The organism is Bradyrhizobium sp. Ai1a-2, assembly GCF_000426245.1.
Taxonomy (GTDB): domain Bacteria; phylum Pseudomonadota; class Alphaproteobacteria; order Rhizobiales; family Xanthobacteraceae; genus Bradyrhizobium.
The window spans coordinates 179,259-202,226 of record NZ_AUEZ01000001.1 but is presented as its reverse complement, the minus strand read 5'-3'; the positions used below and the strand labels follow the sequence as shown (position 1 = coordinate 202,226).

At 59.3% G+C, this 22,968-nt stretch carries 19 protein-coding genes; 11 read left to right on the top strand and 8 right to left on the bottom strand.

Annotated features, from left to right (window positions below):
• Positions 1–27: 27 nt before the first annotated feature.
• Both K288_RS0100920 and K288_RS44240 read left to right on the top strand, forming a co-directional pair.
• Positions 28–780 (top strand): phosphate ABC transporter ATP-binding protein, encoded by a 753-nt coding sequence (locus K288_RS0100920; RefSeq protein ID WP_201449628.1) that lies wholly within the window; start codon positions 28–30, stop codon positions 778–780.
• Positions 770–1,606 (top strand): ABC transporter permease, encoded by an 837-nt coding sequence (locus K288_RS44240; RefSeq protein ID WP_051334261.1) that lies wholly within the window; start codon positions 770–772, stop codon positions 1,604–1,606. Before K288_RS0100920 ends, K288_RS44240 begins: the two co-directional genes overlap by 11 nt.
• An 82-nt stretch (positions 1,607–1,688) precedes the next feature.
• Here K288_RS44240 and K288_RS0100910 read toward each other — a convergent pair whose 3' ends face one another.
• Together K288_RS0100910 and K288_RS0100905 are read right to left on the bottom strand one after the other, a co-directional pair.
• Positions 1,689–2,072 (bottom strand): hypothetical protein, encoded by a 384-nt coding sequence (locus tag K288_RS0100910; protein ID WP_244443003.1) that lies wholly within the window; start codon positions 2,070–2,072, stop codon positions 1,689–1,691.
• Between the two features lie 602 nt (positions 2,073–2,674).
• Positions 2,675–4,030 (bottom strand): glycosyltransferase family 4 protein, encoded by a 1,356-nt coding sequence (locus tag K288_RS0100905; RefSeq protein WP_027577885.1) that lies wholly within the window; start codon positions 4,028–4,030, stop codon positions 2,675–2,677.
• 900 nt (positions 4,031–4,930) lie between these two features.
• Between K288_RS0100905 and K288_RS0100900 the strand changes: the two genes are divergently transcribed.
• On the top strand, positions 4,931–5,803 hold the full coding sequence (locus K288_RS0100900; protein ID WP_027577884.1) for a hypothetical protein: 873 nt from the start codon (positions 4,931–4,933) through the stop codon (positions 5,801–5,803).
• A 113-nt stretch (positions 5,804–5,916) separates the two neighbouring features.
• Here K288_RS0100900 and K288_RS54600 read toward each other — a convergent pair whose 3' ends face one another.
• A complete protein-coding gene (locus tag K288_RS54600) occupies positions 5,917–6,267 on the bottom strand; it encodes a hypothetical protein (protein ID WP_244443002.1) in 351 nt (116 codons plus the stop codon).
• 144 nt (positions 6,268–6,411) lie between these two features.
• Between K288_RS54600 and K288_RS0100895 the strand changes: the two genes are divergently transcribed.
• The gene (locus K288_RS0100895; protein WP_244443020.1) at positions 6,412–8,325 is read left to right on the top strand and encodes a glycosyltransferase; all 1,914 of its coding nucleotides are present in this window, start codon (positions 6,412–6,414) and stop codon (positions 8,323–8,325) included.
• Positions 8,322–10,670, top strand: a complete 2,349-nt coding sequence (locus K288_RS0100890; protein ID WP_043159040.1) for a glycosyltransferase family 2 protein — start codon at positions 8,322–8,324, stop codon at positions 10,668–10,670. The genes K288_RS0100895 and K288_RS0100890 overlap by 4 nt, the downstream gene beginning before the upstream one ends.
• 76 nt (positions 10,671–10,746) lie before the next feature.
• Here the strand turns inward: K288_RS0100890 and rfbD are convergent, their stop codons facing one another.
• Complete coding sequence (gene rfbD / locus K288_RS0100885; protein ID WP_027577881.1) at positions 10,747–11,661, bottom strand: dTDP-4-dehydrorhamnose reductase; 915 nt, start codon at positions 11,659–11,661, stop codon at positions 10,747–10,749.
• Positions 11,661–12,215 (bottom strand): dTDP-4-dehydrorhamnose 3,5-epimerase, encoded by a 555-nt coding sequence (rfbC, locus tag K288_RS0100880; protein ID WP_027577880.1) that lies wholly within the window; start codon positions 12,213–12,215, stop codon positions 11,661–11,663. Before rfbC ends, rfbD begins: the two co-directional genes overlap by 1 nt.
• A 110-nt stretch (positions 12,216–12,325) precedes the next feature.
• On the opposite strand from rfbC, the gene rfbA reads away from it, so the two are divergent.
• From rfbA to K288_RS0100850, 6 genes are all read left to right on the top strand, one after another.
• Positions 12,326–13,201 (top strand): glucose-1-phosphate thymidylyltransferase RfbA, encoded by an 876-nt coding sequence (rfbA, locus tag K288_RS0100875; protein ID WP_027577879.1) that lies wholly within the window; start codon positions 12,326–12,328, stop codon positions 13,199–13,201.
• A gap of 25 nt (positions 13,202–13,226) precedes the next feature.
• Positions 13,227–14,294 carry a dTDP-glucose 4,6-dehydratase gene (rfbB, locus tag K288_RS0100870; RefSeq protein WP_027577878.1) on the top strand — a complete coding sequence of 356 codons (1,068 nt, stop codon included), beginning with the start codon at positions 13,227–13,229 and terminating at the stop codon, positions 14,292–14,294.
• Between the two features lie 68 nt (positions 14,295–14,362).
• Complete coding sequence (locus K288_RS50280) at positions 14,363–14,518, top strand: hypothetical protein (protein WP_084799426.1); 156 nt, start codon at positions 14,363–14,365, stop codon at positions 14,516–14,518.
• Positions 14,519–14,581: 63 nt separating this feature from the next.
• Positions 14,582–15,136: an FkbM family methyltransferase gene (locus tag K288_RS0100860; RefSeq protein ID WP_152535332.1), complete on the top strand. Its 555-nt coding sequence runs from the start codon at positions 14,582–14,584 to the stop codon at positions 15,134–15,136.
• A gap of 90 nt (positions 15,137–15,226) precedes the next feature.
• On the top strand, positions 15,227–16,393 hold the full coding sequence (locus K288_RS0100855; protein WP_027577876.1) for a hypothetical protein: 1,167 nt from the start codon (positions 15,227–15,229) through the stop codon (positions 16,391–16,393).
• Positions 16,390–17,211: a glycosyltransferase family 2 protein gene (locus tag K288_RS0100850; protein ID WP_027577875.1), complete on the top strand. Its 822-nt coding sequence runs from the start codon at positions 16,390–16,392 to the stop codon at positions 17,209–17,211. Before K288_RS0100855 ends, K288_RS0100850 begins: the two co-directional genes overlap by 4 nt.
• 160 nt (positions 17,212–17,371) lie before the next feature.
• On the opposite strand, the gene K288_RS0100845 is transcribed toward K288_RS0100850, so the two are convergent.
• The 3 genes from K288_RS0100845 to K288_RS44235 all read right to left on the bottom strand — a co-directional run bounded on the left by K288_RS0100845 (position 17,372) and on the right by K288_RS44235 (position 22,966).
• Complete coding sequence (locus K288_RS0100845; protein ID WP_152535331.1) at positions 17,372–18,472, bottom strand: polysaccharide pyruvyl transferase family protein; 1,101 nt, start codon at positions 18,470–18,472, stop codon at positions 17,372–17,374.
• Between the two features lie 113 nt (positions 18,473–18,585).
• Entirely contained in the window at positions 18,586–19,035 is a 450-nt protein-coding gene (locus K288_RS0100835; RefSeq protein WP_027577873.1) for a hypothetical protein, read from the bottom strand.
• Positions 19,036–19,072: 37 nt separating this feature from the next.
• Complete coding sequence (locus K288_RS44235; protein WP_084799435.1) at positions 19,073–22,966, bottom strand: glycoside hydrolase family 99-like domain-containing protein; 3,894 nt, start codon at positions 22,964–22,966, stop codon at positions 19,073–19,075.
• Positions 22,967–22,968 lie beyond the last annotated feature (2 nt).

Genomic DNA, 22,968 nt, shown 5'->3' with positions numbered 1-22,968 from the left:
TCAGCGCACTATGTCGAAAGAGGCCCTGTGACGAACCCTGCTCTATCGAACGATCCCGGCGATGCGATACCGTCCGCCCGAGGCGCGAATCGTCCTCAACCAGCGATCGCGTTGCTGGAAACCCGGCATCTGTCCCGTAGTGTCGGACAGCGGCTGCTCGTCAATGACGTCAGTGTACAAGTGTCGGCAGGTGAGATCTTCGCCGTCGTCGGACCGAGCGGGGCCGGGAAGTCATCGTTCCTGCGGCTGCTCAACCGGCTGGATGAACCCACGGCCGGCACGGTTCTGCTGCAGAACGTCGACTACCGATCAATCGCCCCGCAGGAATTGCGGCGGCGCGTCGGCATGGTCATGCAGACCGCCTTTCTGTTTCCCGGCACAATCTCCGCGAACATCGCTTTCGGACCGCGCCAGCGCGGGGAAGTCATGGCGCCGACGCAGATAGCGACGCTGCTCGAGCGGGTCGGCTTGTCCGGATTTGCCGACCGCGACATTGGCAACCTTTCCGGCGGTGAAGCCCAGCGCGTGGCGCTGGCTCGAACGCTGGCAAATGCCCCCGAGGTCTTGTTGCTCGACGAGCCGACGTCTGCACTCGATGAGGCGTCCGTACGCGGGGTTGAGGAGCTCGTGCTTGGCATCGTCCGGGAACGGCGAATGGCCTGCGTGATCGTCACGCACAACCGTGAGCAAGCCGTCCGCCTCGCAGACAGGACCATGATCATGGAAGCTGGCCGACTCGTCGCCATCGGCCCAACCAGGGAGGTGCTGCATGCTGACTGAGTTGCAGAACAGCGTCGGCAGCGACGTGTTGATGGGCCTCGCCCAAGCTGCCGGTGCCATCGCGCTGTGCGCTGCCGTGGTGGCGCTTTGCCGGTGGCACGCCATCCGCGTGGAGCGCGAGGCCGCCGTGTCGATGGCACGTGGCCTCGTGCAGATGGTTCTCGTTGGAATGGTGCTGGCTGTGTTGCTGCGTGGCAGCTTGCTGATCGGCACTCTCATCCTGTTGATGATGACGGTCGCCGCGGCATTCACGGCGGCTCGCCGGCTCCAGCAAATGGAAGGTGCGTTGCTGCTGTGCTTCTGGGCAATCGTCGCCGGCGCAGGAACCGTGATCGCGGCAATGCTCGCGACCCGGAGCCTTCGTGCCGACATCGCGATTCTCGTGCCGGTCGGCAGCATGATCATCGCCAATGCGATGAATGCATGCGCGCAAGCGGCCGAGCGCTTCCGCGCCGAGATCGTCTCCCATGTCGGCCAGATCGAGGCAGGCCTCACGCTGGGCGCTGAGCCCGCCATTACGGTTGCGCCTTATCTTCAGAGCGCCGTCTATGCGAGCCTTCTGCCTCGGCTCGACATGCTGAAGTCTCTCGGGCTGGTGTGGATTCCCGGAGTCATGGCCGGCATGATGGTCTCCGGCGCCAGTCCGGTCTACGCCGCTATCTACCAATTCGTGGTCGTTGCGATGATCCTGGCTGCGTCGGGGATTACCAGCCTCGTCGCGACCCTTCTCATGCGGTCTCGCGTGTTTACTTCAGCGGCGCAGTTGGCGTTTCGGCCCACGGAAGCGTCAACGTCGGCACGTGTGGCGACGCAGGCCCATCCGTAAGCCGGACCGGCTCGGTCATCGCACACCCTGCGCAAACCGGTTCGGACTCGTCTGCGCGAGTTGGTCGAACTGCTCGATTGCTTCAGCTCATGCTGCCCGGCATGAAGCATCGCGGTTTCGGATGACCATCTTGATAATAGGGCCACACCATCGTCCGACCCGAGAGGTTCGGTCCATCTACGACAGCTTCCTTCGGAACGTCGACCCATTCGCCATCGATGCGAACCCGATAGTGACCATCCTTGCTTTCCCAATCGGCGTCATCGACGCGCTTCGCATCTGTGCCGTCACAGCACGGGCCCTTGCCGCTATGCAAGCTCTCGTACCAATGGTTCAACTCAGGGTGCGACGAATCGTGAGCGCGGGCGGGCTCGAATGCAAAAATTGATAGCATGGCAGCAAGAATAAGAAGCGCTGGCTGCCTACAATCCGTACTCATTCCACGACTAATCTGTGCTGTGATCATCTGATACCCAACTCCAGTATGCTTGTCGCGAAGCTCGCAAATCGCGTGCCACCGGATCATTGATCCAGCACCAATTTTGATCTCCGCTATGATTATTTAACGAGCAGCCCCGATCGCGCTTGGAGTCCCTCGTCGCGATCGAAAATAGCCGCTGCGCAACGATCGGTGACGAACGTTGCGAGCGCCTCCCTATGCTGGCCGCATGATTGTTCTGCTCTGAGTGGAGATATGACTGGCGATGTCCACGTCAATTATATGATTTTTCTCATACCATCACGTTGCCGAGAGTAGTCACACTCATCGCGTCCGATTTCGCTGAGTTGGTCCGCGCGCACGTCGATGTTGCGTAGTCCCTCTCGATCGATTGATCGTTCAGGTCTGGCATCGTCACGCTTATGTCACCGCAAGGACGAACTTCTCGAAATGGATATTTGCCGTTGATAGGCCGAACCGTGCAGCATGCCTGCGCGTGCTCTCATCGATTTCGGACGGCCTGCACGGATAAAGGCGTCGCCATTTTTCGACGCGTCGGAAAATGGACGCCCCGTATATCTGGATATAAAGGGTGCCGCGATATTAAAGGGTGCCGCGCGCCGCTCGGCCTACGAAACGCCAGCGCCCTCTTCGCCTGACATTCCCAATCCGGGCTCGGCGGACGATTTCCGGGAAGCACGCTTGGCGCCTTTCGACAACTCCGACGGCGAGCGCCCCGGCCAAAAGTTCCGCGGTGATGGCACCGAAGGCGCCTTCAAATCGAGAAGGCGACGCATTCGCGGTATGCAGACCTGCTCTGCGTCATAGTGATCGATGACGAAGCGGCGAGCGGCCTGCCTCATCGAGGAAAACTTCGCGGGTTCCCGCAACGCTTCAATCACGCGCCCGGCCAACTCATCGACCGCAAAAAATGGAACCAGCAAACCATTCTCGCCGGAACTGATGACTTCGCGCACCGGCTCCGTATCAGACCCGATCACCAAACAACCGGCGCTCATTGCTTCCAGCGCCGACCAGGACAGCACGAAGGGGTAGGTCAAATAGACATGTGCCGATGATACCTGGAGCGCGGAAATGAATGTCTGATATGGGACGCCTCCCATGAAATGAACGCGCGACAGATCCAACTGATCGCGGACCTCGTCGAGGAAGACCGACTTCCAGGTCTTGCCGGCCGGCGGAGGAAGTCCATACGACAATCCATCCCTGCCGATGATGACGATCTGCGCGTTAGGCCGCCGCCTGAGGATTTCGGGGAGAGCACGCATAAAGACGTGGTAGCCTCTGAGCGGTTCGAGGTTGCGTACGACAAACGTCACAACCTCATCCGACGACCCCACTTCCCGACCATTCGGCAGCATCAGGCGCGCCCGCGGATCTGGCCGCACGCGCGACGTATCAATTCCTTCATGAATCACTTCGATCTTGCTTTGATAATGCGAAGGAAAGGTCGACTGCTGCCAATTGGTAGGCGAGATTCCGAGATCACAATCTGCGAGCGCGAGCAACGTCGTCGCATTCTTCAACTGCAGCCCGATATGACCATCCAATCCGGACACCGGAAATTCCGGATCGAATCCGATGTCTCGTCCTTCGGCGCCGTAAAAGAACTCGCAATAGACGAACAGCCGCGCCTTGGGGAACATCGTGCGCAACGGCAGCGTCTCGCCCCATCCCGGATGGGCCAGAATCATGTCCGGTGCGAAGCCTGACGCCGCCAAAGTCGAAAGACTGTAAAGCACTTGCTCAGCCCGGCGACACTCAAGGTCGAAACGTCTGGCAAAAGGATGAGTTCCGGAAACATCTGCTTCGGGAAGCATATATTTAATCAACTTAACAAAAGGCATCGACTGCGCGCTCGATGCACCAATGGCAACGAGCTCGAATCCGGGTTCATTAGCCAACGCAGCCGACAGATTGCGGTACTGTGCCGGGAAGTTGTTGTGAACGAATAGAATCTTCATCGACGATGTTGTCGCCTGTCTGCTTCAAGCTGTACGATCAATCGAGAACGGGCTGAAGCTTGCGCGTCGTGTTTATAGCAAGATTGTTCTACCGCGAAGGCATCAATCGCTAGTCGTCGAACGATTGTTCGACATCCGCGTTAGCATTGACGAAGTTCCCTATGATTAGAATGCCGCAATTCTGCATCTGTCGAAGAGCTTTCACTCCGTCGTGACATCATCCTGCCCCAAAATTCGTCGATTAGTCGCAACTACGTGCAACTTTTGGTTTTGCCTTGGGCATACGAATGTTGAAACTCAGTGTAGTCTCAGGAATACAAGGGGCAGGCGGGTAGGCAACGCATGAAATTCAAACGACCTCCTTCCGACTGCCAACCGCAAATCCGGCATCTTGATCTGAGCAGTGTCGAGAACATCGCCGACTCCATCGCACTGCTCCGAGATGAAAACGACAGGCTCCGCCGGATGGCGGCATTGTTGAGTGCAGAGACGGAGTACATCCGTCGTTCTCTCTCGCCGTCGGGATCTACGAATTGGCGCTCGTCCTCACGCTTGAGGGCGCTTCCCTAACTTACCTTTGCTGACGCGGCGGGTGTCTTGTCGTGGTAACCAGCTTCGCGCTTTCGCAGTTCGGGTTGGTAGTCACATCATTCTCACCTTGAGCGTCTTGGAAGGTTCTCTCCACTGCGTTTCGGCTCGCCGGAGCACATTTGGCTGCGAGGCTGGATTGAAACGCGAAAAAATGTGAAATGCGATCTACGGTTGCATGACGTTTAGGCCGTTTGCCCGAAGTCCGTTCAGTTCGCGATAACAAACATGTCTAACTTTTGGGCGACCACGTATGATATGTTGGCGAACTGAAGTAGATTACAATTGTTAGGCTCTGTTTCGGGGATGTTAATGAGCGACGCTGAGCAGCAGAAAGTGGTGAATCTCGACCGCGGACTGTTCTTCGTGAACTACAGGAGTGCCGAGGACTCCCTCTCTCCACCTCATGTCACGGTCGCTCCTGCCGAGGGCCACGAAAGACGGATGGAGATCATCCTCCACCCAGACGCGACCGAGCCAACTCTTTGGGAGCCGAATTCCGGCCTGGTGGTCCGCGTCAACATGCCCGGCACTTTGCAGGTCCAAGTCCATCCCATGCGACTTGGAGGATCGCAAGCCGCCGTGGTTCGCATTGAACCGATCCAATCCGGCCGAACCCACCTCGTCGCTGCGCAAACCGAGAATCTGGGCTTGCACGTGAACGCTGCGACGGAGGGCCTGAAGGTGCTTGGCCACGTAGCAGGTCGCGGCGACGTCGTTGTCGGGCCCAACGCGTGGATTGCAGGCCCGACGGCACCGTCCCGTGTGGAAGGCGTGGCCCTGGAATGGCCGGAGAAGCCCGCCGGTCTTGATATCCACTATGCGGTCCAGTTCGCCAACGGTCAGGCGGGGAGCGGCAGAATGGTGCCGCTTGGCGCCTACGCCGGCACACGTGGGCGAGCTCTACCCATTACGGGCGTGGTCCTGGAGTTGAGCGGCACCGACGAATTGGAGTTCGTTGCGGAGGCAGGGTTCTTGAACGCACCGACGTTGCGCGCGGTCGGCAAACGCGTGGTGCTGTCGGGCCCGACCAATCGCGAGCCTCTGGTTGGCATTCGCATCGGCATCGAACGGATCGCAGCCCCGGAGCAGGTCGCAACGCCCGTCAAGCCACGAAAGCCTGCTGGTTCGGGGCGGGTTCGGGTGTTCCGCAGCCGACCGCGCCAAGAGAGTTCGGTCACTTGAAGCGATCCGGACACTGAAGCTTCGGAACGCCGGCAAGCGACCGCAATCGGTCAGGGCACGGTCAAATGGTTCTCGGCACCGTCAACGACGCCACAGCGCTCGTCGGACTTCGGTCACATATAGCGCTTGAGCGCCTGGCGGCGCAGGCGCTGACAGCTCAGGACTTTGTCACAGCGCTCAAATACGCGGATCGACGCTGCCGTGTTGAGCCGCCGCCAGCGGCCCATTGCTTCGTTCTTCGCGCGGAGGCGAACTGGAAGCTTGAACGCAAAGAAGCGGCGCTGGCCGACCTCACAGACGCGCTTCTTGTCGACCCCTCGGATGTCGGGGCCAACCGTCGGATGCTCGCCTGGGCCACGGACGATCGACGGCGGGCCGCTGCTGCAAATCTGATAAGCCGTGACGGCAGTCCAGCCATCCTGCGAGCAGCCATTGCGGAGCTCCGGCGTGCCGGGGATCGGCACTGGGCCGCCTGCTCGGTGTTTGACAATCACGTGACAGGCTGGGTCGCCTGGACCAAGGCGACCACAGTCGAAGCGAGCCTTGCTACTGAAGACGGCACGCTAACGAGCCTGCTCGAGCCCAATTCATTTCATCCCTTGGCCAGCATGGACGTTCAGGCGACCGCCTTTCTCGTGAGGCGGCCACCATCCAGGACACCTCAGACACTGACGCTGAAATGCGACGGAGAGGTCTTCCAGATTCGGCGGCTCGCACCCAACCTGTCTCCGCCGGCAGATGTCCAAGCGGACGCGTCTCGCTCCGCTCGGCCAAGGTCTGGCACCTCCGCCCCCACAGTCATCGTTCCTGTCTATCGTGACGTACAGGCAACGATCGATTGCTTCGAAAGCCTCGTCAAAGCAAGAGATTCTGGTAGGTCACGAAAAGATCCGTTCCGCATTCTGGCGGTCGACGATGCCAGCCCTGAGGCGGAGTTGCGGCACTATCTGCAAGAGCTTGCCGCTGCCAATGCGATCGACCTTGTTGTGAACGCAGTAAATCTCGGTTTCGTGGGAGCGATCAATCGTGCGCTGAAGGAGGTGCCAACGGGCGACGTCGTGCTGCTCAATTCCGACACCATCGCAGCACCTGGCTTTGTCGATCGATTGGCGGCGGTGGCGCGTTCGGCACCCAACATCGGAACGATTACGCCGCTTTCCAACAACGGTGATATCTTCTCGTTCCCGATGCCGAATGATGTCAATCCGATGCCGAGCTATGAGCAAATAGTCGAGATCGATCGGATCGCGGCCATTGCCAACGCCGGCGACGCAATCGACGTGCCAAGCGGCATCGGATTTTGTCTCTATATTACACGCGCCTGTCTCGATGCCGTCGGCGGACTGTCGGAAACGTTCGAGCGCGGCTATCTCGAGGATGTCGATCTCTGCCTTCGCGCGCGTGCTAGAGGCTTTCGCAATGTTTGCGCGCCGTCGGTCTATGTCGGGCATCACGGCTCGAAATCCTTCCAGCTCGAAAAGCGAAGCCTGGTGCTCCGCAATCTGGGCGTTCTAGACCAGCGATTCCCGAACCATCGGAACGAATGCCGCGCGTTTGAGACCGCCGATCCGTTACGACCGGCGCGAGCAGCGCTCGAGCGGGCGCAGCCTTGGTCGTCAGAACCATCCGTGCTGATTGTCGGGAATCAACGCTCCTGCGCGGCCATGGCCGAGGAGCGCGCTCGCCATCTTCGCGAGCATGGCGAGCGCGCCGTTCTACTCTTGCGAGAACGCGATGTTTTTCACCTCAAGGCCGCCGACGGCGCGAGCCCGCAGGCGATTCACTTGAGACTAGGCACGGAAGCGGCCACCGCCGACGCCGCCGAGATCCTTGCGCGGCTGTGTGCAAAACGAGTCGAGATCGTCGAGCCGAATCCATTTCCGGAGCTAATCGATCTGATGCGAACGCTCAACCTTCGGCTCGATTTCTGGCTGGTAAGAGGAGGCATTGGCGAAGCGGATGTCTCGCTTCCCGAGGAGATACCCCTTCTCGTCCCCAACAAGGCAGCCCAGGCTTTTGCGCAGGCTAGGTGGCCCAAACGCAACATCGTCCTCCAGGATTGGCCAACCCGGTCCCTCAACCTGCCGCCGCTTTCAGGCCCGAATAAATCGCTTGTCATCGTTCCATCTGCGCCCTCGCCCGCATCCTTGCGCGTGATGCGAAGGCTGGCGGATCACCTGCAGCGACACGAGCCATCCCGATCGATCGTCATTGCCGGCACGACGTGTGACGATGACCGGCTGATGTCGCACTCTAACGTCTTCATAACGGGCGCGGTTGCAGCCGACGAGCTTGGCGATGTTCTGGCGCCGCATGATCCGGGCTGGCTGCTCACCGATTTCGAGGAACCAATATTCGGCCATCCGCTGATTGAGACCGCAAAGCAAGCCTTGAGACCTGTCGCATATCGCAACTGGTCGGGCGGATTGCCCAAGCCTCGCAAGGGCGATCTTGCCATTCCTGCCAATGTGGACGAGGCAGGACTTGTCGATGCCGTAGTCGACTGGGTCGGACAGTCATGAGCATCGCGCGCGTCACCCGCACAGCATCGGTGGCCAGACCGAAACTGATCAGCCGGCTTGCGCTCGCTCGCGACAGCACGGTGTCGGGCTTTGTATTTGATCCCGAGGCCCCGGAGCGCCGCTTCACCGTCGATATCCTGCTCGATGGTCTGGTCTCGAGAACGACCTACGCCGATTCCCTCGTCCCCGAGCTCTCTCAGCAAGGCCTGGATGGCGCTTGCGGGTTCGCGGTAACCCTCGCGCCGGATCTGCTCCGAACCGCGAGCATCCTCGAGGCGCGCCTGGCCAATCTCGGAAACCCCATCGGCCAACCTATCGACCTTGAGAATCACGGCGCACTTGTCGATCTCCGACCAACCAGCGAATTGCGTTGGCTGGGTGGCCTGCATTTTGAAGGCTGGATCGATAGCGAAATCGCGGCCACACTCGAAGCGATCGTCGATGGAGAAACCGTCGCGCAGGTCCGTGCAACGGCCTGGACGCACATCGGCGACGATGCCAACGGTCATGGATCCCGCAACGCCCGCGCCTTCGATTTCCATGCCCCGCAACGCTTCGCGGACGGACGTGTCCATCGAATCGGACTGCGCAAAGACGACGGCGAACAGGTTCCGGCAACGGCAGTCTTCGTGGCGTTTCCCGACGGCCTTGCCGGAATGATTGACGCGATCGGAGGCCACGGCGCGGAGCGCCTGCGCGGCAAATTGTACGATCAGCTCATTCCGGCCTCGCTTCCCCTCGCCGACTATGCGAATTGGCGCGATCGTTTCCCGTTGCCGGAGCCGCGAGCGAGCCGAATTCAACTTGCGGTTGTTATCGCCGGCACCGCCGGAGCCCAGCAAACGCTCTCCACCCTGGAGGCGCAGAGTCATGAAAACTGGACTGCGGGCGTGATCGACGGTCAGCCGCTTTCCATTGACGGCGACGGCCTCCTGGAGTTTCTCGAAGACGCCGCATCCGATGCGCAGCACATCGTCGTCACCATGGCGGGCATGTCGCTCGAGCAGAGCGCGCTGGCTCGTATCGCAGCCGCATTCGACGCCTATCCGGATGTTACGGCATTGTATGGCGATCTCGACTTCCTCGCTGACGACGGCCGTCTCTGGCCGCTTGCCTTTCCGGCGTTCGATTACGAGAGAATGCTCGAGCAAGGATATTGTGCGCACCTGTTCGCGGTCCGACGAGAAGCGCTGCTAGCGGGTCTTGAGGCGCGTCCCGACAACCTCTATCGTCTGTTCAACTGCCTGCTCGATCAGGCCGGTCCAGAACAGGCGAACATCCTGCACCTGCCGGGAGCGTTGGCGACGCTGCCGAAACTCAATCGGGTAAACGCCGGCTCTCTGCTTTCGGCCGCGAGCAACATGCATCTGCGCGCGCGCGGCATCCGGGCGGAGGCGAGTCAGCAGCAAGGCAATCTCTTTCCCGCAGTTCGAATTATTCGGCCGATCCCGCGCGAACGGGTGACCGTAGTCATCCCGACCCGCGACCGCCTCTCGCTGTTGCGCACCTGCATCGACAGCATTGCGCCCGCGGTCGAACGTTGCCATGCGGATATCCTGGTTGTCGACAACGATAGCGCTGATCCGGAGACGATCGACTATTTCGCAGATCTGCGCGGGCGCGGCTTCCGCACTTTACGGATCGAAGGGCCGTTCAACTTCGCCAGGCTCAACAATCAAGCCGCTGCGATGCTCGATAGCGACGTCCTGTGTCTGCTCAACAACGATATCGAGGCAGGCTCCGACGATTGGCTTGAAGAGATGCTCACGCGGCTGGCCGAGCCGGACGTCGGTGCGGTCGGTGCGCTCTTAACCTGGCCGGGCGGGGTCGTGCAGCATGGCGGCGTCGTATTGGGAATGAACTTCGCGGCGACCCACGCCTATACTGATCGATTCAGCGATGATCCCGGCTTTGTTGATCAGCTACTGGTCGCGCACGAATGCAGTGCGCTGACCGCGGCTTGCCTCGTGACGCGACGAAGCGACTATCTTGCCGTCGGCGGAATGGACGAGGCTCGCTTTGCGGTGGCATTCAATGATGTCGACTATTGCCTGCGCCTGCGCCAGGCCGGCAAGCGCATCGTCTTCACGCCGCACGCGAAGCTGGTCCACGCCGAATCCGCCAGCCGGGGCAAGGACGATCGCGCAGACCGGAGAGATCGATTCGAACGCGAGCTCAGCCTGCTTCGCACGCGCTGGGGCGAGTTGCTCAATGAAGACCCGACCTACAATCCGCAGCTGTCGCGCGATGGGGTTCCCTATAGTGGCCTGGCTTGGCCCCCGGGACCGCGCACCCCCCGGTACAACCTTGTAGCGAGGGCCCGTGACTTGCCGTTGGGATTTTGACGCAGCGGGCCGCGCCCTCAAGGGCTCGGCACGTCGATGGCATCCCAAAAAGACGTGTTGCGGCTGGAGCGGCCACTCACGAGCTTGGCGGCATCCTTTGCAGCGCGACGAAATCATCGAGCTCCGGTGCCAAGGCATCCTGCCAAGTCGGCATCGTCACTCCGAACTGATTTTTCAGGCGCGATAGATCGAGCCGAGAATTATTGGGCCGCTTGGCCTTGGTCGGAAAATCGGCGGTTGCGATCGGAGCGATGGTCTCCACGGCAAGCTCCACGCCGCGCGCCCTGAGGCCGGCGACAATGGCGCTTGCAAAGCCGTGCCAACTGGTCTCGCCAGCGCACACAAGGTTGACCACGCCGCTGTTGCGCAGGAACAGCGCGTTCGAGTCCAACGCGTTTGGAAGCACGATGCCGGCGATCGCGTCAGCAATCGCCCTTGCCGTTGTCGGGGCGCCGATCTGGTCGGCGACGATGCGCAACTCTTTGCGCTCGCCGGCCAGTCGCGCGATCGTGCGCAGGAAGTTGGCTCCCTTGGCAGCATAGACCCAGGACGTGCGCGCGATGAGATGCGGCCCGCCGGCCGCCTGGATCGCGGTGTCGCCGGCCAGCTTGCTGGCGCCGTAGACCGAGAGCGGGTTCGTCGGACTGTCCTCGCGCCACGGCTTGTCGCCGGAGCCGTCGAAGACATAGTCGGTGGAGAAATGCACCAGCGGCACGCGATGGTGTGCCGCCCACTTCGCCATCATCTCTGGCGCCTTGGCGTTGACGAGGAAGGCGAGCTCGCGTTCGTCTTCGGCGCGATCCACCGCAGTATAGGCCGCAGGATTGATGATGAGATCGGGTCGGAAACTGTCGAGCGTTTCAGCCAGCGTATCGGGCTTCGACAGGTCGAACTCCGCGCGTGACGGCGCGATGATCGTGCCGTGGTTTGCCAGCAGTGGCTGCAACGCGCCGCCCACCTGGCCATGGGTACCCGTCAACAAGATCCGCATCAGATTTGCCCATAGACTGGAAGGTTTTGAACGTCGGCGAGCAGCGGCGCCACGGCGTCCTTGGCCGACAATGATGGCTTTTCGACCCCCCACTTGATGCCGATCGCGGGATCGTCCCAGCGGATCGAGACCTCATCCTTGGGGCTGTAAAGATCGTCGCATTTGTAGAAAAAGTCGGCAGTCTCGGAAAGAACGACAAATCCGTGCGCGAAGCCGCGGGGGACCCAGAGCTGTCGCCTGTTCTCTTCGCTCAATTCGACCGCAACGTGGCGTCCAAAATTCGGGCTGCCGACCCGAACGTCGACGGCGACATCCAGCACCTTGCCGCGCAGCGCCGTGACCAGTTTTCCCTGCGTAACGGGATTTTGCAGGTGGAGCCCGCGCAGCACGCCGAAACTCGAGCGTGACATGTTGTCCTGCACGAACGGCCGCGCGATCCCGTGCTCGGCGTAACGAAAGGACTGATAAGTTTCGAGGAAAAAGCCCCGCTGATCGCCGAACAGCTTGGGTTCGACGATGAGGACTTCAGGAAGCTCGGTCTGGATGACATTCATTTTCACAACACTTCGAAATTGCTGACATACAATGTTATCACTGCATTGATAACAACCTTGTGCACATCACATTATATGTTATGTTTTGTGATAGCAAAACGTGAGGGGCTATGAAGGGCATTATCCTTGCCGGCGGGACGGGCTCGCGCCTTTACCCAGTGACGACGGTCGTATCAAAGCAGCTTCTGCCCGTGTTCGACAAGCCGATGATCTATTATCCGCTGTCGACGCTGATGTTGGGCGGAATTCGGGACATTTTGATCATTTCGACGCCGCAAGACAAGCCGCTGTTTCAGCGGCTGCTCGGCGACGGCGGCGAGATCGGCCTGCGCTTTTCCTATGCCACGCAGGAGACGCCCCGTGGGCTTGCGGACGCCTTCATCGTAGGCCGCGATTTCATCGGCTCGGACTCGGTCGCCCTTGTGTTAGGCGATAACATTTTCTACGGGCACGGGTTGCCGGAAATGCTGTCCGCCGCTTCCTCCCGCAACCAGGGCGCGACCGTGTTCGGCTATGTCGTCAACACGCCCGAGCACTATGGGGTCGTCGAACTCGATCACACCGGCCGCGCGCTCTCGATCGAAGAGAAGCCGAAACAGCCAAAGTCCAACGTAGCTGTCACCGGGCTATACTTTTATGACAACAACGTCGTCGAGATCGCCGCTGGTATCAAGCCGTCGGCCCGCGGCGAGATCGAAATCACCGACGTCAACAACGCCTATCTTGAGCGCGGCGATCTCTTTGTCGAGGTGCTCGGCCGCGGCTTCGCCTGGCTCGACACCGGCACGCACTCCTCGCTGGTCGAGGCCAGCCATTTCGTCCAGATCCTCGAGCAGCGCCAGGGTCTGCGCATCGCCTGCCCCGAAGAGATCGCGCTGCGGCAAGGTTACATCTCGCTTCAAGCGTTCGAGAAGGTGGCCGCAAAGACCGCGAAAAGCAGCTACGGCGAATATCTGAAGTCCGTTGCCCGCTCGCTTAACGGCTGATTCCACTGCATGGAGGCGATAGATCATGCGCTTTAAGGGCTCGACTATCTTTGTCACGGGCGGCGCCGGCTTCATCGGCTCAGCCGTGGTCCGTCATCTCCTGCGCGACAGTCACGCCCGGGTGGTCAACATCGACAAGCTCACCTATGCCGCCAATCTCGACTCGTTACCCGGCGCGAAGGAGAACCTGAACTACGCCTTCGAGAAGCAATGTATCTGCGATGGCGCCGGGCTGCGCCGTCTGTTCGAGAAGTATCAGCCCGACGCGGTGATGAACCTCGCGGCCGAGAGCCATGTCGACCGCTCGATCGACGGCCCCGGCGAATTCATCCAGACCAACATCGTCGGCACCTTCACGCTCCTGCAGGAGACGCTGCGCCATTGGCGCACGCTCTCGCCTGAGAAGCGCGAGCAGTTCCGTTTCCTCCACATCTCCACCGACGAAGTGTTCGGCTCGCTCGGCGATGACGGCTTCTTCACGGAAACCACGGCGTACGCGCCGAACTCGCCCTACTCCGCAAGCAAGGCTTCCTCCGACCATCTGGTGCGCGCCTGGCGCGAGACCTACGACCTGCCGACGCTGGTCACCAACTGCTCGAACAATTACGGCCCGTACCATTTCCCGGAGAAGCTGATCCCGCACATGATCATCAAGGGCCTGGCCGGCGAGCCCCTGCCCGTCTATGGCGACGGAAAGAACATTCGCGACTGGCTCTATGTCGAGGATCATGCCAAGGCGCTTACGCTGGTGCTCGCGCGCGGCGTCGTCGGCGAGACCTACAATGTCGGCGGCCGCAACGAGCGCACCAACCTGCATGTGGTCGAAACCATTTGCGATCTCCTCGACGAGATCGCACCGGGCGCGCAAGGCGCCCGCCGCAACCTGATCACCTACGTCGCCGACCGCCCGGGCCACGACCGCCGCTATGCCATCGACGCCTCCAAGCTGGAACGCGACCTCGGCTGGCGCGCCGAAGAAACTTTCGAGACCGGCATCGCCAAGACCGTGCATTGGTACGTCAACCAGCAGCCTTGGTGGCGCGAGATCCTGGCGCGCGGATATCAGGCGAAGCGCGTCGGGTTGAGCAAGTAGCGCAGTGCCCCTCGCGCAACGACACCGCCTCACTCCCGCCGTGATCGGCAAGTTGGATAAATAGCACGATGCGCACAGCGATGATTGGAGCCGGCCACACCGGCTCGGTACCCGGAACCTGCTTCGCCGATCTGCCTCACGACATTAGTCGCATCGACAAGGATGCGGAGAAGATCGGGAAACTGCAGCAGGGTGCGGCTCCGATCTGCAAAACCCACCATTGATCGGCCCATCACGTCGGGCGTAAACGTCGGAAGACATTGATCCAATCTGCGGAGCTCGCGGCGATGGCGCGGAAAGTATATGTCGATCTAGGTGCAAATCACGGGCATACCGTCAGACGATTCAAGGCGGAGAACCCTGCTTTCATCACCTTTGCCTTCGAGCCGACTCCATCATTAGCGGACAAGCTACGACGCGATTTCAAGGCACACGATTCAAATGTACACGTGATGGAATATGCAGCCTGGATCACAGATGGAATAGTGAATTTTTACTTCGGTACGGCCTCAGACCAATCGTCAACCGTTCTAACCGGCAAGAAGAGTTCGCCCAACTGGTCGGTGGATTACGAAGCTCCATATCGAGCGCAGAGCATCGATCTCGACCGATGGCTAAGGGAGAATACATCGGATGATGATCTCCTGGTCCTTAAGATGGACATCGAAGGCGCGGAGTACAAGGTGCTAAAGCGGTTGCTTGATACTGGCATGCTCAAGCGCATCATCGATCTGCGGGTCGAGTGGCACTGGAACCGGTATCCCCTTGAAATCACCGAGCACGAGCACAACGAAATCAGGAACGCGGTCGCTGCCGTTACGAAACTGACAGACTGGGAATGAGGAAATTTGCACACTGATAGGCGTTGTCCGGGCCTAGTTAAACGTAGGCGTGATGGCAAACGTCAAACACTCAAGCCATCGATGACTAGTATGCCAACTGTTCGCACCCAACTCCTCGCATCTGCGGTCTCCCTTCTGATCTTTCTAACCGCTACGATCGCGGTGGCAGACCAGCCCAACGGACCGACCATTCGACCGTCCGGGCCCGAAACGGTAGTGTATAAATGGTCGACGCAGAAGTGCGCTGACGACTTCATTCCCGATTCTCCCGCGCGAGCTTTCAGAAGGCGCGACAATTCGATCGCCCTGATAGCGGCTCACTTCAAGAACCAGTTTCTCGTTGGACGCAGCTTCAACGATCTCAAGCCGAATTGCACAATCTCATCCTTCGGAGCGGAATCACATGACGCGGCCGCTTTCGATACGAGATACTGGATCCAAGCACTTGTTCCCTCGAACGACAGCGTGATTGCACTCGCAAGCCACGAGTTTTCTGGCTACCGTCATCACCAGTGCACGGTCAACTCAGTTAAACCATCCTCGTGTTGGTTCAGCTCGATACTGGCGCTCGTACCTGATGGCGAAAGCCTGCACTTCAACTTTCCCCGCGATCCGAAATCAAAATCCGTAGCAATTCCTCCGAAGAGCTACGATCCAAACCGCGGCAAGCGATACGGCTTCTTTACCACCTCGAATGCAATTGTTAAGGACGGCTTCGCCTATGTCTTCATATGGGCGGAGCTCGATTCAAAGCCTCGCAACTGCCTGTTTCGGGCGCCGCTAAGCGACGTGCTTGGAAACTGGGTGTCATATCGCAACGGTTCGTTCAGTCAGCCTTTCACGGGGCCAGACGACGAGACCAGCGAAACGGCAGAATGCGACGCCATATCTCCTGGCAATATCCTGGGTCAAATCAGGTCGGTAATTAGTGTTGGCAACAACTGGGTTGGCGTCTTCATGCGAAGGACGGCGAGCCCCGACACAACCGGCGTCTACTATTCGAGTTCGACGGACTTGATACATTGGTCTAGTCCAAAGCTCCTCTTGAAGGTCTCGCCTTGGTCGGGTGGAACTGGATGCGGCACCTTCTACGAATATCCGTCGTTGATCGACCATCATAGCAGTTCGCGCTTTTTCGACAGCGCAAACGGACAACTCTATCTATATCTCACGCGCGCAAATTGGACCGACTGCAAGGGCGGACTGAACAGAGATCTGGTCCGGGTACCCCTGGAAATCTTGGAGCAAGGAAGATGAGTATCAAAGCTGCGTGCGTGATGGTGGAAAAGAACGAGGACGACTTGATAGCGCCTTGGCTTTGTTACCACGGCGAGCTGTTCGGACTCGAGCATCTCTATGTATTTGACAATGGGTCTACGAATCCTGGCACTCTTTCGATTTTAGATCGCTACAGCAAGCTTGGAGTGAACGTCAACTACTCCCGGAAGACGCTGGAAGATCACAGATCGCGAAGTATTTGGCTTGGGACTTTCATTAAAGAGCTCGCAAACGATGGCTACGATTTCATCCTTCCGCTCGATTGCGATGAATTTTTCGCGCTGCGCGACGTCGACCAGATTATCCGATGCGACAAATCCTCAATTCTGGCAGAGCTGGAGAAGCTTGCCGGAAAGCATGCAATCTTCCAAGCGTACCATTCCTATCCCAACTTGATAGGCAAGGCGGGCGTCTTCATGAACTGGGCTCAGAAAAAGCACTTCTTCTCGCGCCGATCGTTTAACACGACCGATCATGGATTTCACAACGTGACTGGCGCGGAGGGAGCAACTTTTGAGAACACCGATTTCGCGTACGTACACTACCACTATAAGCCATTCGACATCATGGTCGCCCATTCGAAACAGAAACTCTCAAGGGACTACGACGTCTCCGATATTAGCGCGATACCAGCCACGAACAGGCTCGGCCAGTTCCTGCATATGCCGTCCGACAAGTACAAAGACTTTGTGGCCCAATTCAAAAACCACAAGAAGTACTCCGCACCAGAACTACAAAACATACTATCCAAGGGCGGCCTCAAGTTACCATTCTCGGATTATACCATACCCGACTGAATAACTTGTGCCGCTCCGTCAAAAATTTTCTCCTCGTCCCGGTCATGGTGGTCCTTGCTCCTCACTGAGCGGTGGTCTTCGCAACCACCAGACTCACCATGACCGCTTCAGCCTCCCAGCTTTGCGAACCTCCCGCACGCTACCTTAGAGCAATCGCCCCCTAGGGTTTCACGACAAGCCGATTCAGTTTCAAGAAGTTGCAGTATATTGGATAGAGTTCAGCATAACGCGCGTTAAGCGTTGGCGCGTCGACCATGCCGTAAAGCTCGCCGACATTGATTCTCTTCAAATCCACGATGCTCACATAAGGCATCCCGAGGAATCGACACATGTCTTCCGTACGAGTGTCATGACAGATAACGATAGCGGGAACGCCGCGCTGCAAAGCAATCATGCAACCATGGAAGCGGCTACCGAAGACGAAATCATAGGTTCGAATAGTGCTGAACCAATCGTCCACGTCAAAGAAGACACGGACGTGATCGGCGGCCCAGCTTCGTACGTCGGCTTCGGGAACGTTGCCGGCCAAGAACGACGAAAGTTCTTTCATTGATTCTTCGACATCTTTCGTCGGCTTATCGGCCAATCTGATTTCAGATTGTTCGCTTTGAGCGATGAAGTCTGCCTTCCAGGCGATCCCCGTGCTGTAGATATCTTGCACGAGTGCCCGCATCTTATCCTTGTCGAAGGAGTGAGCGATAACGTCTCGAGACGCATTGATGGAGATGCGTTTGATCTCCTCGAACGGCCGCGGCTTTATGCTGATTCCGCCAGGTCCTCCCATGTAATAGGAGGGACAGCCGGTTACCATTACGTTGTGCACACCACGATGCGCCAGCACCTGCTGTGTGTAGGGACCGCGCACGCCGATACTGACGGCACGCTCCGCGATGACCTTCACGAACCGCTCCGTACCCGGCATCAAGGTTATATTGGGATCGTAGTTGCTGGATTGAGCTCCCAGCCCCACGATTGCCACCGGCAAATCAGCCCGCTCGATATAGTCCGCCATGCCCCCGAGGTCGAACTTCGGAAACAGGAAATTAGCCGCCGCCACGACGATCATATCGAAACGTTCATGCACAACCTTGGGATCAACACGGTGATCCCAGGAAATATCGTCGTATACGATTCGATCGAGCAGACCGCGCGCAATCAGCTGATTGCCGGTATTGCCGCCGGTCTTCGCCAGTTTTGAGAGTGGGTCCTCGCCCAGCTCGGCGGATATGCTCGGAGTTGCTCCAAGCAGGAAAATGTTCACAGCGCTCCTCCGGCAGTGGTATCAGGTCATGGACCGATTTGTATCGGATTCATCTCTGCCAACATTGCGCTTAATTATTGGCATCCGAATAAACTTGGAGCTGCAACAGCAGGTCATCCTATAATTCCTTTGATAGCTGATTTCCATTGGGCTGCCTCGGCTTCATACTCGGCCGCGGGCGACCGCCCTTCTCCGGCGCCGATCGAAAGAAAATGCGCCTCCGCTGATTTTACCCGGCCATCTTTAACTGCCGCCGCAACGTCCGGATATTTGCCAAGATACCACTCTGCGTCCACAATCGGCCCCGCCCCGCGCCGACCTTCAAAATACCCAAATCCGATATAGTGCATGTGCCCACTTTCCAGCTCGCCGCGAGCAACTGCTCTCGCAACGTCAGGATTTTGTCGCAAATAGCTATCTTCGTCGAACTCGGCGGCAGCAACGGCAATCTGAAGCAACAACTTGAAAAGCCCCGAGGGTATTTCAACTCGTCCTCCCTTTTCAAAAGTCGCGTAGTCTATCTTCAGCGTGTTGAGCAACGAAACGGCAGACGGAACGAACATAGATAACCCCAACCTGTACTGGTTTATTCCCAGGACCCTACGCCTTGGCACTTACCTTGGCCGGCGGCTTTGCCGCGGCCCGCTTCGGCTTCTCCGCTTCCTGCGGCCCCCCGAGCAGCTGCGCAGTCACCTCTTCTATGTAGGCGGCCTGCGATTTGATTTCGCGGTCCGTGAAGCCAAACCGCTCGCGGGCGACACGGTGCATGCTATCGATCTCTTCGATGTGCTTCTGTGCCTTTAGCGAATGCGTGACGCTCGCGGCGTGGCGACGGTGGATGTTGAGGGGATCGGCGACGTAAGCGATCTTGGCGCCTCGCGTGCCGAGCGTCTCCAGATAAATGCGCCAGTCACCAGCCATGCGAAGATCACGAAGGTCGCCCCGGCACGCTTCGAGTGCGCGCAGCAACGCCTCGCGGCGCCACAGCACCGAACTGACGTTCAGGATAGTATTTTTGACACCGAGATAGCGGGTCACGAAATCGCGGCCGTCGAACACCTCGGTCCGCGATAATCCGCCGGGCTCGATGGTGGCGTAATAGGGCTTGTAGCTCGCATAAAGATGGGCGCCGTCGGCGTCGATCGATTTCGAGTCCGTGAAGCCGAACGCGATGTCGGGGTCCCCGCTCATCAGCGCGAGAAGGCTCGAGAGGAAGGTGGGCTCGGAAAGATCGTCAGCTTCGGCGATCCAGAGGAACTCGCCCCTCGCCATCTCCGCCGCCTTGGCCCATTGCGCGAATACGGAACCGGAATTCTGCTCATTGATCACGAGTGTGAGATCGCGCTGGCGCTCGTCGGCGAGTTTCATGATGACGGGGATGCTGTCGTCGGAGGAGCAGTCGTCCAGCACGATGATCTCCTCGACCGAATGGTTCTGATCGAAGATGGTGTAAAGCCGCTCCGGGAGACAGTGCGCGTAGTTGTAGTTGGGAACCGCAACCGAGATGGTCGGCAGCGACGGTACGGCAAGCCGGAGCAAATCGCGGACATAGTCTGCGAACGCGAACTTGGTCTGGATGATCTCGGTCATGCGGGCGCGCTCGGCCTCCGATGGCGCCCAGCGCAGGAAGTTCTCCACCGCCTGCGCCATCGCCGGCGCATCGCAATAGGGCACGACGCGACCGACGTTCTCCTTGAGCAGGAAGCCGGGGATGCCGCCGGAGTCCTGGAAGGCAACCACGGGCACGCCAACACTGAGCGCCTCGAGTGCCACCGTCGGGAACGGATCCTCGCGCGAGGTCAGTGCGTAGATGTCAGAAGCGGAATAGAGCGCCTGCATGTCGGAACGAAAGCCGGCGAGATGGAAACGGCCGGTGGCCTCAGCGCGCAGGATTTCAGGCCCCAACCATTCCTGCAGGCCGGGATCGATGCCGCCGACCCAGCAGAAGTGGACGTTCGGGTGCTGGCGCCGAACCAGGTTCCAAACCTGCAGGAACAGATCGAAGCCTTTGCGCAGGTCCGCATAGCCGACCCCGAGCACCATCTTGTCGGTGGGAGCGATGCCAAACTCCTTGCGGACCGAAACGGCTTCGGCCGGCGCCGGCTCGATCTGCTTGTAGCTGCCTTGCGCGCGGATCAGGAAGCGCCCGTCTCCGGCGTCGAGCTTGAGCGCTTCCGCCAGCCGGTCGCGGACGAATTCGGAGGCGAACACGACGTGCTGCGCGCTGCCGATCGCCATGCGCGCGACGTCCTCCAGATTCTTCTCGCGAAGGATCCGCGGCAGTTCGTGCACCAGCGAAATGGTGCGAAAACCCATCTCGGCAAGGAACTTGGTGGCGCGTCCGCTCGCCGTGGTGTTCGCTATCGCAGCCGTGAACCCCTTCTCCCGGAAGTGCCGCAAGGTTGCGGGGATTTCGGCCGCCTGCTTGAGAACGGTGAGCGGGGCCACAGAAGCGTATTCGGCCTCCATGGCACCGCCCTGCAGCAATAGATACTCGACCTCAATGTTGAAGGCGCTCCGCAGCGTCCTGCCGATATTGAGCAACAAATGCTGCGCGCCGCTCGGGAACGCATCGTGCCCAATCAGCAGAATCTTTGGCAGTGAAAGGTCGCGCGTCAGGCCGGTGGCCGCTCGCGCGGTCGCGTTCAGGTAAGCCGATCCGAAGTGCAGATCCGGTTCGAGGTAGGCACCCTCGCACCATTCGTTCCAGGCGTTGACGCAGACGAAGGCTTCGCCGAAGAACGTGTGCTTTTGTGCCCGCTCGACCAGCGTCGATAGCCACGCCTCGTATTTCTGCGGCGTCGATCCCTGGATCACGAGACCGGTGCCCTGGCGGCGTGCGTCATTGTCCCAGCTTGGCACCACGGTCTTGATCAACGGAAAATTCGGGCGCGGCTCCTCGATCGAATATTTGGCGACGTCGTCATAGCTGTAGATCTGGCCCGAATAGGTGTCGTCCAGGACCTTGGCTTCGGAATTGACCAGCGGCACATATTTGGTGAGCTTGTGCGGCGGAAATTCGATCGCGCCATCCATGCCGTTCGGAGTGGGATCGTAATCATCAAAGCTCTGGCTCATGATGATGATCGGATCTTCATTGAACTTCTTCGCGAAGATCGAACGCCAGCGCGCGATCACCTTGGCGGTATCGGGAATCAGGCGCGGGCGATAGATCATCAGGAGCGGCCGGCCCTGGATGCGGATATACCGCTTGTCCTTGAAGTGCCGGTTGAAGTCCGACAACAATCGCTCATCGTCGTCAGCGAGATAGTCCTGCGAGATCAGGACTTCGCCTTCCATGCCGTCCCAGCGCCGCGTCCAGTTCTCGTTCGCCCACATCAGGCAGAACGGCATGTTGATGTCGCGCGTCTTCAGGAACTGCTCGAGCGGCCTTTCCAGCAGGCGTTTGCCGTTGAACCAGTAATAGTAGTAGACAAAGCCATGAATGCCCGCCGCCTGGGCGATTCTCACCTGCTTGCGCATGGTTTCGATGTCGCCCAGCGAGTAGAAACCGAGATCGCGCGGGATCCGTGGCTGGTAGTGATCCTTGAATCGCGGCACGCCACGGGCGATGTTGGTCCACTCGGTGAAGCCGGTGCCCCACCATTTGTCGTTCTCAGGGAACGCGTGAAACTGGGTCAGATAATAGGCCAGGACCTTTGCACGCGGCTTGGCGCTGCCGGGCAAGGGACGCAGTTCCTCGAACTGCGCGCTCGGCTTGGTGAAGCGCTTGATCTCAGCCGGAATGGTGGCTTCGTTTTCCGGCGGCGACGGATAGATGCCGTCCTCGTGGCGATGCTCCAGATAATGCAGCAGCGGATTTTGGTCGATCTTACCCTTGAAGTAGCGCTGGATGTAGAACTTGGTATCGAACTCGGCCGACGGATTGCGCCCTTCCTTGTAGCCGTGGAAGATGAAATGTTCGAACGGATCGACTCCGGCGGTCGCAACGTCCTGGTAGGTCTGTAGATAGTGTTGCGCGTCGAATTCCGGAATCGGGCTGAACGGTCCGACACGGTTCTTCAGATAGTGCGCGAGCGGACTCTCCTTCTCCGGTATGCCGTACTTTTCGCGGTACCAGGCGGGCTGAAAATATGGGCTCGGCCGCCTCCCTTCAGGCTCACCGATTGATGCATAGTGCAGTAGCGGCTGCACATCCACGTCCTTCACGTCGGGATAGGTCGTGACGTACCAGATCGGATCGAAGATCGGATTGGGCTTGCGGCCCTCCTTGTAGCCATAGAGGAAGAAGTGCTCGAATGGATCGGCACCCACAGCGATCACATCCGGGTAGCTCGTCGCGTAGAAGTTTTCATCGAACAGCCCAAGCCCCTTGAGCGTTTGCGCGGCCCCCGTGAGATCGACGGCCACTGCGGCTGGCTTGGGCTCAAGCTCCGGCTGCTTGCCTACAGGCTCCTTCGCGGCCGCGCTGTTTGTCGTTGCAGCGCCTGGTTCGCCTTTGGGTTGAGGCCTTCCGATCGCACTGCGCCTCATCC

Coding starts and splice junctions, on each gene's coding strand:
- K288_RS50280 (WP_084799426.1), top strand. CDS start 14,363: ATGCGCACAGCGATGATTGGAGCCGGCCACACCGGCTCGGTACCCGGA.
- rfbC (WP_027577880.1), bottom strand. CDS start 12,215: ATGAATGTCATCCAGACCGAGCTTCCTGAAGTCCTCATCGTCGAACCC.
- rfbA (WP_027577879.1), top strand. CDS start 12,326: ATGAAGGGCATTATCCTTGCCGGCGGGACGGGCTCGCGCCTTTACCCA.
- K288_RS0100855 (WP_027577876.1), top strand. CDS start 15,227: ATGCCAACTGTTCGCACCCAACTCCTCGCATCTGCGGTCTCCCTTCTG.
- rfbB (WP_027577878.1), top strand. CDS start 13,227: ATGCGCTTTAAGGGCTCGACTATCTTTGTCACGGGCGGCGCCGGCTTC.
- K288_RS0100835 (WP_027577873.1), bottom strand. CDS start 19,035: ATGTTCGTTCCGTCTGCCGTTTCGTTGCTCAACACGCTGAAGATAGAC.
- K288_RS0100890 (WP_043159040.1), top strand. CDS start 8,322: ATGAGCATCGCGCGCGTCACCCGCACAGCATCGGTGGCCAGACCGAAA.
- rfbD (WP_027577881.1), bottom strand. CDS start 11,661: ATGCGGATCTTGTTGACGGGTACCCATGGCCAGGTGGGCGGCGCGTTG.
- K288_RS44235 (WP_084799435.1), bottom strand. CDS start 22,966: ATGAGGCGCAGTGCGATCGGAAGGCCTCAACCCAAAGGCGAACCAGGC.
- K288_RS0100900 (WP_027577884.1), top strand. CDS start 4,931: ATGAGCGACGCTGAGCAGCAGAAAGTGGTGAATCTCGACCGCGGACTG.
- K288_RS0100850 (WP_027577875.1), top strand. CDS start 16,390: ATGAGTATCAAAGCTGCGTGCGTGATGGTGGAAAAGAACGAGGACGAC.
- K288_RS44240 (WP_051334261.1), top strand. CDS start 770: ATGCTGACTGAGTTGCAGAACAGCGTCGGCAGCGACGTGTTGATGGGC.
- K288_RS0100910 (WP_244443003.1), bottom strand. CDS start 2,072: ATGATCACAGCACAGATTAGTCGTGGAATGAGTACGGATTGTAGGCAG.
- K288_RS0100895 (WP_244443020.1), top strand. CDS start 6,412: ATGGACGTTCAGGCGACCGCCTTTCTCGTGAGGCGGCCACCATCCAGG.
- K288_RS0100860 (WP_152535332.1), top strand. CDS start 14,582: ATGGCGCGGAAAGTATATGTCGATCTAGGTGCAAATCACGGGCATACC.
- K288_RS0100905 (WP_027577885.1), bottom strand. CDS start 4,030: ATGAAGATTCTATTCGTTCACAACAACTTCCCGGCACAGTACCGCAAT.